General features: G+C 54.3%; 4 protein-coding genes and 1 pseudogene. 4 read left to right on the plus strand and 1 reads right to left on the minus strand.

Annotated features, from left to right (window positions below; genetic code table 11):
* Window positions 1–838: 838 nt before the first annotated feature.
* From H0I86_RS17505 to H0I86_RS17520, 4 genes are all read left to right on the plus strand, one after another.
* Window positions 839–1,846 carry a hypothetical protein gene (locus H0I86_RS17505; RefSeq protein ID WP_180921457.1) on the plus strand — a complete coding sequence of 336 codons (1,008 nt, stop codon included), beginning with the start codon at window positions 839–841 and terminating at the stop codon, window positions 1,844–1,846.
* Between the two features lie 54 nt (window positions 1,847–1,900).
* Complete coding sequence (locus H0I86_RS17510; protein WP_180921458.1) at window positions 1,901–6,892, plus strand: RHS repeat-associated core domain-containing protein; 4,992 nt, start codon at window positions 1,901–1,903, stop codon at window positions 6,890–6,892.
* 437 nt (window positions 6,893–7,329) lie between these two features.
* Complete coding sequence (locus tag H0I86_RS17515) at window positions 7,330–7,902, plus strand: hypothetical protein (protein ID WP_180921459.1); 573 nt, start codon at window positions 7,330–7,332, stop codon at window positions 7,900–7,902.
* A 463-nt stretch (window positions 7,903–8,365) separates the two neighbouring features.
* Window positions 8,366–9,559, plus strand: coding sequence for a hypothetical protein (locus tag H0I86_RS17520; RefSeq protein ID WP_180921460.1), 1,194 nt, complete (start codon window positions 8,366–8,368; stop codon window positions 9,557–9,559).
* A 293-nt stretch (window positions 9,560–9,852) separates the two neighbouring features.
* On the opposite strand, the pseudogene H0I86_RS17525 reads toward H0I86_RS17520, so the two are convergent.
* A pseudogene (locus H0I86_RS17525) lies at window positions 9,853–10,048 on the minus strand (transposase); the annotation flags it as partial.
* Between the last annotated feature and the right edge of the window lie 42 nt (window positions 10,049–10,090).

Consider the following 10,090-nt stretch of genomic DNA (forward strand, 5'->3'; position numbering starts at 1 on the left):
TTGATACGATGATTCGCGTTGTCAGCACGATTGAGCTCCTTAGCCTAGCCAGCCACTCCAGGCGAGTCGTTGTGGAGCCACCAAGGCCTTCACTCCAAGACGTTGAAGACCCAAGGTCGCACACCCCCTCCGACAGGCGTCACGCTGGACGGCTACGCCGCCTCGCACCGAGCGGTGCGAGAACTGTCAGATAAAGGTATCTTGCTGGAGAAACACACGGGCGTGCTCGTCGAAATACCACATTAACCTGATAGAGCAAGACGCATTACCCCGGCGTCAGCACTCGGCTACACAAAAAAACCTGCACCAGCCCCCCTTTTTCAGACGCGATTGGCTTCGAACAGCGATCTAAAGCAGTCTGCCATGCTCATCTGGCCTTTCCTTATTGAATTTACGAGCCCGCAAGTAACTCGTCGGAAGTTGCCGACGGCCAAACGTCAATAGATGGAGATAAGGCGCGCACTTTACCTCTGCGCACCGCTCTACTTATATCTTTTGCTGCTAGAAACACTCGCCTCAAGAGTCAAATATTATGAGCCGGGCGCTTGCTATCACTTGTTATTCAACTAGGATCCAATTCGCACAGGTGAAGTCATAGTGGCTGAAATATACTCCGGCATGTTCAAGCTTATTATCAGGCCCACAACATTAGTGATTAGGTAGCATGTAAAAATTGAAAGCGCATACAAACTCTATGTGCCTGCGCTTTTATGTCCCGTACAAACACTCTAAGACAGTGATCTTATAATTATCGATGCCATATCGATGCGGTCTCGTAGGCTATTTCCGCCTTAAGGCTACCTGTTTGTTCTTGGTAACATTTATAAAAGGAATTTAAATGACTATCGCCCATCAAAAGCCCCCTCTAACAGACTGGTTAAGCCGTTTTGAAATTGCCCTCACCTCGGCATCCCCGCAACTCTATCCCAACGCTCGCCAACAAATTGCGGTAACCCTGACGATTCAAGCCAGGACGGGGAAAGTCATCAGCCGTCAGGAACAGGAGAGCCTCTGCCTGTCCGTCCGGAACAACACTGGCCAGTTTTCGCCGCTACCGGTAGAGGACAATGGCACGGCCCACTGGTTTGCCAGCGCTACCCGAAACAATTACTCCTACTATCCGTCGACTGCTGATCCCGCCCCGAACAAAAATGAGGAAGGCGGCACATCGGCTGGAGTGGCGGATGGCGATGTTACGTTTTTTGAGAAAACCTTCTATGTGATGAGTCGCGCCCCAGAGGGTAGTCAGGAAACGCTGTATGCGCGGGTGACGCGTCATATGGACAATGAGAGCTACGTCTACAATACCGTCGAAGACCCGAGTTTTAAGACATCCGTAGGTATCACGGCAGCGCCTATTCCACAATTCTTCGCTCCTGAGCATTACACCTTCGATCGTACCCTTGTCGGCGGTAACGGGAGCAGCGACCTGTTCATCTGGGAATACTCCCTGGCGGGTCGCAACATGCAGCTGCCGGTCGTGACCTTTCGGTCGGCCGAGATGCAACCGGCGGGGATGATCCAGTGGGCGGATCGCGACCCAAGCGAGACCCGAGCTTCGCATGTAGGCTATGCCGCACCCGGCCAATCGGAATTCCATTACAACCCCGCCATCCGATTGGGGAGCCAGTTCCAGCCGACCCCGACAGCGGTGCGTCCGCGCAGTGGCCATATCACGATCGTGCTGCAGGGCAGCAACAACATTCCCTACGACCGTGACAGTGCCATTGGTCAGGGCGGCCCTTGCGTGATAACCGCGATCGACATGTATGGCAATGACCATCGCTTCCGGGTGCGGTTTCAAGACGGTACGCCGACAGGTCGTTTGGCACTGGAACTGTATTAACAGTCAACTTGCCCCCCCTGATTGCCCTTCGCCATCCCCTATTGGGAGTCTGTAATGAATGAGATTTCTCCTGCCTCGGCACGGCTGATCGCTGGCGGCCTGTATTCCCAAGCTGGCAACTTTCTCAGTCACGGCAATACCGGTGTGGACGCTCGCACCGGCCAGTTTACGCTGCACTTCACGCTGCCCGGCCTGCAGGCCAACAACCTCGCGGGGCCTGTCGTGACGCCGGCGCTGTCGTTCAGCCCGCTGGCGTCTCACACTGACTATGGCTTCGGCCGTGGCTGGAGCATGGAGCTTTCCCGGTTGGACCTGGCGGCGGGTAGCTTACGGCTGACAACGGGCGAGAGCTTCAGCCTCGATCGTGATAAGTCGGAGTTCTCTGACGGTGGTGAGTTGGTATTCCGTGACCAAAAGCTCAAGACCTTCCGTGTGATTCAGGAAGGCGTGGCGGGACAGCGCTTTCGTATCGAGTCCAAGGACGGCGACACCCAGTGGCTGGTGAGGCAGGATGGCGGTAGCCTGGCCCTGCCGGAGGAGGTGCGCTCACCAGAGGGGCGTCAGGCTTTCCTGTCCTGGCGGCCCCACGGCAGTGGTCAGTATGCCCTGACCGAGGTCCGGGATGAGCGGCGTGTGCTGCTGCGTCGGGACCAGTCAGAGAACGGCGATGAAGTTTACCTGCATCTCTTTCCTGACAGCGCCCAAGCCTGCACCTTTACTCTGCAACTGAGCGGCGATCAACTGACCGCACTCATCTTGCCGGATAGGGATAGCCGCTGGACCTTTCGTTACGACCCGCATGAAGGGCTGTTGTTTCCAATAGGTGCGACGGGGCCGCTTGGCAGTGAGGACGAAGTTCTCTATGCCACGGGGCCGGAGGGGCATCGGTTGCCACCTGGCGCGCCGCTGGCATATTTGCCCCGGGTTACGTCTCACCGCCACAGCCCTGGTGCGGGTCAGCCGGCCATTTACCGGACTTACACCAAGCTGGGTGACGCCAACTTCCTGGGATATGGCGCAGAGTTGCCCGGCGGCTGGCGGGATGGTGAAGAGAATCTGTATCGCACTGATGATTATCAATACAAGAGCATCGAGACCCTGAAAGATGCGCTTGGCGCCACGCTGGCAGAGGTTGAGCGCACCTGGAATCGTTTCCACCTGCAGACCGAAGAAGTGAAGAGGCGTCAGGGTAAAACCGTGCGGACGCTCACCACGTATGGCGACGACCCCGCGCTGAGCTGGGAACGTCAACCGGCCTGGTGTCAACTGCCGGTCAAGGGGGTCACCCGTTACGAGGGCGATCCGTCTCGAGAAGACATCACGCAGACGAGCTATGACGACTACGGCAACACGCTGACGCAGTGCCATCCCGATGGACGAACCGAGCGTTGGATCTATTACCCGGTGGGCGGCGCGGAGGGCTGTCCGGATGATGACGGCCTCTTTGTTCGCTGGCTGCAAGCACATACCCGGATGCCCGTCACACTTCCTGACGGTGAGAGCGGAGGCGCTCTGCCGACCCGGACCGACTACCGGTATGAGCGTCTGCCGCTGAGGCAGAGTGATGACCGCCCATTCCTGGTGGCTGTTTCAGAAGCCGCGGTGGTGGTGACGCCGGAGGGGGACCGCCCGCTCGGCGTCACCACTCAGCGCTATCAGACCGATGTGAACAACCCGCACTATGCTCAGATCGTGCAGGCGGTCACCACACTGAACCAGCTGGCCACCACCACCGACTATACCCACACCCTCGCCGGTACCACCTTGACGGTCGAGAGCACCGTGACCGGCCATGACGGTACCGCCACCACCGAGAGCACGACCCGTGACAGCCTGACCGGCCTGACGATGCGCGAACGTAATGTCAATGGGGTGGAAACCGCCTATGACTACGACAAGCTCGGACGGGTAATCCGTCGCATGGAGGCACCCGGCACCCCCTATGAAGCCAGCGCCACGTGCCGTTATGTCACGGCGGGGCGTGAACGTCTGCGAGCGGTGATGGCGGAAGAAACCGATATCACGGGCCAGCAGCGGCGGATCTACCTCGATGGTGCCGGACGGCGGGTGCGCGAGGAGCGTCGGGATGAGGACATCACCGGAGAGGCATTCCGGGAAATCTGGCGAGGCACCTACAATCACGAAGGGCAGCTGGAGAGTGAAACCGCCCAGGACTGGCGAGCGGACCGGGACACTCCGATCAGCCTGACCACCGAATACCGCTTTGATGCCTGGGGTCAGGTCAGCGAACTGATACGGCCGGACCGGATGATCGAACACACGCAATCTGATCCGCTGACGCTGGTCACGCAGCGTTGGCACACAAGTGCCGACGGAGAGCGCAGCGCGCAGACCGAGATCCTTCATAACAAAGCCGGCGACGTACTCAAAGTGACCTTGCGTTCTCCCACGGGAGACACACAGCGTATTGAAGAATGGACACATGACGGTTGGCATCGGCCGATCACCCATCGGGTGACCGTGCCAGGCGAGGCATCGGTGACGACCCAAACCCGCTACGATGCCCATGGCCGGATTCTGAGCCGGACCCTGGCGGACGGGAGCGAAGTCAACTGGGAGTATGCGGCGCACAGCGACGGCGATCACCCGATCAGCGTGACCCTCACCCCGCCGGGCGGCGACCCAGTATTACTGGGAGAGCAGACCTTCGATGGGCTGGGGCGGCAGCTGACTTGCAGTGCGGGTGGACAGCTGGACCAGTTGCACTATATCAAAGGGCAGGTGCCACCCGTCTCTCGGGAGAGTACCAGTGGCCGGATGCAGACTTACCGCTATGAGCCGTTGCTGAACAATCGGCTGATCGGATTGACCCAGAATGATGGGAGTCCGGAAAGCACCTATCGCTACCATCCTCGCCTAACTCAACTGGTGGAAGCGCAGGGAGGACTGGGGCAATTAGCGTGGACCTACTCTGCCAGTGGTCGCCTGACCGCAGAGCACTGGACCGTAGACGGTAAACGCAACACCACCACTTGGCAGAATTCGTTGAACGGCTTGCTGCTGACGTTTACTGACGTCAACGGCGTTGAACATCGGACCGAGTACGATGCGCTGGGACGGCCAGACCAGCAGCAGGCTGACACGGTCACGATGCGCATGACCTACGATGCCTTCAGCCGGGTCAGCCAGATGGTGACGGAGGACACCGGCAGTGGCCAATCGCTGCAGCAGACCGTGGGGTATGACGCCTTCGGCCGCGAAGTGTCGCGCCAGTGGCTCAGCATCAGTCCGGCAGGTCGGCGTCAGCTGACCCAGACGTTGGGTTGGACGAACCTGGATCAGGTCGCCCGTCGCCGCTGGGAGGCCGACGGCCAACTGCTCAGTGAGGAATCCTATCAGTATGATTGCCGGGGACGTCTAACGGAAACCACGGCGTCCGGCCCCGAGGGGCCGGTGGACGCGCGAACCGGCAAGCGGATACGGCAACAACGCTTTACGTTGAATGCGCTGGATGGGTATGAACGGGTGGTCACGGTGTACACCGATGGAACTCAGAACGAGATGACGTTCACGTACGCGGCCGTGGCGCCAGATCGGCCGGTCAAGATCAGTCACTCCTACCCGACCCCGCGGGACTTCACGCTGGAATACGATGCGGATGGCCGGTTGATACGCGATGGGCAAGGACGTCTGTTGCACTGGAACGCCGATGGGCAGTTAAGCCGCGCCAGTCGAGAAGATCAGGAATGTGGCTACCAATACGACCCCTTGGGGCGACTGAGTGAAGTAAAACCGAATGGCGTTGTGAAGCGCCGCTACTACCAAGGTGAACATGTCGTCAACGAACAGGGCGCGGATGAGACGGTAACGCTGTTGCGCACCGGTTCGTCGGTGTTCGCGCAAACCCGCATCAGTCAGGCCGTCCGCGAGGTGCTGTTGACCGGAAGCGACGGCCAGGGAACGGTTCGACTGGAGGCTGGGACAGATGATACCCGCCTCGTCAGTTATACCGCGCACGGTGCCGATGCTGGCGAGGCGAATAGCCTGATAGGTTATGCCGGCGAGTCTCGTGATGCGATATCGGGGTGTTATTTGCTGGGGAGTTACCGGCTGTACGATCCGGTGTTGATGATGCTCCTGGAGCCGGACAGCGAGAGTCCATTCGGAGCGGGGGGATTGAACCGCTATGCCTATTGTGCGGGTGATCCAGTGAACCGGATTGACCCGGACGGTCATAGTTTCTGGAAGTGGCTGATTGCCGGTGTGGGGATCGCCTTGGGCGTTATCGGGACGATAGCGTCATTCGGGGCGGCAGCCCCCGTGCTGGCGGGCGGTATCGCGGCGCTGACAGTGAGTAGCGCGCTGGCGGTGACCTCGACGGCGCTAGGGGTGCTCAGCCTTACGACGGGGGTGGCGTCAATGATTTTGGAGGCCACGGGTGACGAGTCGGCGGCGGGTGTTCTGGGGTGGATCTCGCTAGGAACCGGCATCGCCTCCGCGGTGACCGGCTTGGCGCCGGCGGCGACCAAAGCAGCGTCCAAGCTAGGAAGAGTTGTGGGAAGGTGGAAAAATACAACTTCAGGGAAAGGCACCAGACTTAACCTTGTTGATATGAGTGTTGAAGGTGACGGATTTTTAAAATTTCGGCGTGGTTATACAGATAACTTTAGGGGGACTGGTGAAGAGGCTGTTTATCTTCATGGCAGTAAACAAGGTAGGCTACTCGTTGGGGAGGAAGCTGTAAGGCAGGGGAGATTGAGGTGGGTTACTAATTACGATAACTCTATGTTAGTAACTGGAGATGAACTCCCCGTATACATGCTTAATGAACACCGTATCGATTTATATTCAGGACGTGGGCCTGTACATTTGCTAAGTTGTTATGCCAAACGAGGGGCGGCCCAGGCTTTGGCTACGGAAATTCAAAGGCCCGTCATTGCTTACTCAAAGCACCCGATCTGGGCTAATAGCTTAGACACCATTGAAAACGTGAACTTTTCAGTTGGCGCTGATTTCAGGAAGTATGATCCACGCCGCCTTTTCTTTTCTGAGCATAAAGCCAAGCCAAGGACCTTCAACCCTTAATTTTACGACGCACTTAACGAGGTAACATTTTTATTCTGCACCGGAGTAAAAAACCGGGTGAATTCATCTGAATGCGAATTCACCCGATTTTATCTTCACTTTTAGATCCGGGTATTCTGTTGGTCGTGTAGTGGTCAATAAGTTATAGATGGTTTTTGAGTCTCACTTTTCGTGCAACTGGGGCTGGCTGTAAGTCCTTTGTTGTAATTGTGGAGGTGTCTCTACTAACTGTAAGAGCAAGGTTGGACTCCCTCGCGGGGAGACACCACCTTTATGCAACAAAGCAACAAAGCAACAAAGCAACAAAGCAACAAAGCAACAAAGCAACAAGGCAACAAGGCAACAAGGCAACAAGGCAACAAGGCAACAAAACGATAATGGACGGGAGTGTTAGCGCATAACCTCCAAACTAATGATGATAAGGAACCCTTTAAGTCATGAGAAAACTATTGACTTGCACTATGGTCGCCTCCATTGTTTTCGGCCCCAATGCTGTCGGAGCTGCGGAAGAAAAAACTGAAATTAAGACGACTCCTATAATTGAATTTTACGGTAAGCACGGGGACAACGATTACAAATGTGAGTTCACCTTGACTTCCGGAAATCATAATTTCAAAAAAAACTCCTGCCCCAATGACGACGTTTACTCTTTCAAGATCAAAAACCCTAAAGAAGGCTATGTCATAAGGATAGAGGATAGTCCGGATTGCGACCACAGCGAACCTTGGGCGAGCTATGGCATCAGAGATCCACACCCCCCCATGGACCCAACGCAGCGTATGAATGTCGATGCAGGATACGGCCTATCTTTCGGAAAGGAAATCGTACCTGGAATTTATGCAAGGTACCATAAAAACAGAAACCAACTGACCGGCAAGGTTTCCTGTGTAAATGTCGTAATAAACAGCCGAGCAGAGATCGAAAAAGAGAATGAGAAAATTACAAAAACACAACCTGAGCAAGAGAGAGAAAGGGTGAAAGAAGCAAAGGAATATCAAAAGTCTTTATGAACTGATGAAGAACACCGCTCAGCAGGCCACGCTGTTCGCTCTATCAAACTTATGGATGGCTCGAAAACAGCTGATGGGTATGGTGAGTTACGCATGTAACGCGGAGAAATGGGCTGACAAGGCGATGCGTACGGGTTTCGCGAGAAATAGCGCCGAACGCCACGAGATTTTCAATCTTGCCGCGTGGTTGCAGCATGTTGATCGGAGCTTCCCTAGCCCCTTTATGCTTTATCATAATTGCAGAGCGTTTATTTATTAAAAACAAATCACACCATGGCTATTCACGTACTTGCGAAATCAAAAGGTGCATCTATCATCAGTAAGCGGCATGACTCGATCTAACTTAAACTTCAAGGAGGACATTTTTTGAGATTCAATCAAAGAGAGCATCAAAAAAAACGCAGGCTACCTCAGTATCAATACAATATAAAAAGCGCAAAAGCCACATTGCAGGAGTTCCCAGATGAGTGAACATACCCTTCAAGAATCGAGCATTGATGACGAGGCAGTTAAAAGACATCTAGAGCACTTCAACCCACGAAAGATAACTGCTGGACCGGCTGTTACGTTGAGCTATTTACTTCTTAAGGCAGAAAATTTTCAATCACAAGAAAATGCCACTGCCAGAGTCTATGGTAACGGTAATCAGGCATCTGAATTGCTTGTGGAAGTGGAGGCTCGCGACGCAAATGGCCAGGTAACAAACTTGCCCGTAGGTACTGTAGTTGAACTTATACCCTATACTACTAACCGCGGTAACTGGACTCCAAAGCCGGGACTGAATGGCTATAAACGATTTAACGAAAGTTTTCCAAATAGTGAGATAGCGGAGGGTACTACCCCGCCAGACGATGGGGCGGCAACATTATCTCCAGCCACCAATGACGGTCTCTCGAGTGTGGAGATTACTACTACGTCAAAATCAGAGTGGCGTCCGACTGAAATGTCTGACGGAGATACAGTCTGGCGCCAATCCATCTCTTTGTTTCTCGCAAGTGGAAATACTATCGAAATCACAGATCGTTTTGCAGTAAGAGTCAGATTTCCCAATGAGGTATCTTTTAGCAGTAATCACCCGGACGTACCTTATGGTGGGGCTGGACAAAATGGTCGCTTCAACAGCAGTGTGTACTTACGCTCCGTGGTTCCTCCAAGATACACCATAGCAAACGGAGGGTTAGCTTTAGATATTGTTGAATTTGATGATCCAATATATATTGCCGTTATCAAAAACCACTACATCACACTAAAACACCCAACAACCAAAACACCGATTGAATTCAATAAGGTAGACTATTCTCCCGGTCCGATTTCTGCATACCATGCTCTTGTTTATGGGGACGAAGTTTTAGTCGTAGTGGTTAGCGGCATGCAAATTCCTTCTAGGCCAAATGAACTATCGGAGGATCTTCCGAACTCATTCCCAGTCAATAAAAAATATTTCAGAGAACGAGGCCTAGTAGGGCAGCGCCCTAATACTATAGTTTATTCTGTTCTTGGTGGCTTAGAGCTTTTACCGTTGATGACGCCAAGCAAAAGAAATAGCTTGTGCAGTGTGGTGGATGAGTACGGCAACAGCTTTAAACTAACCGTGAGCCTTACGTTGGATCCTGCACTTACAGGGTACTACTCTGTACTAATTGATTCAGCTTCTTAAAAAATACAATTAGGACTCGCGAGACAATCTGGCGAGACGCGCCTGTGAAGCAGAAAGCCGAGCTGAAAAGTTCGGCCCTCTGTAATAGACACTACGAATACCGAAAGCAAAGAACAACATGGGTTGTATTTCATATCGATGGCATACGCTTGCCTGCTTGTCCGACACTGCTCTTCTATGGGAGTGTTCACATTGCTCACTTCACGACCTTACATTGTAACTTGTTGCAGAAGTGACTTGATACCACAGATCTCCGCACCACCGCGGTTAGCCTCGCAGCAGCCTCCCCCGCATTACAGGTGCATCTCCCCTGAATTCGCCAGTAAATGTCGGCGAGCCTTCCAGAGGTCCGACAGGGCGAATAACGTGACCATCTGCGCCGTATTCTTTGCCCAGGCCGCGGAAACGCACCATCATCACATAACCGAACTGGCGCTTGGTCACTCGAAATGGATGCTCGATCTTCGCTCGCACCTGGGCCTTAGCTTGCCCTAACATTTTGCTGAGACGCCACAAGCGACCAATAGCCTG

Origin of the sequence: Pseudomonas chlororaphis subsp. aurantiaca, assembly GCF_013466605.1 — a bacterium.
GTDB classification, from domain to species: Bacteria; Pseudomonadota; Gammaproteobacteria; order Pseudomonadales; family Pseudomonadaceae; genus Aquipseudomonas; species Aquipseudomonas chlororaphis_I.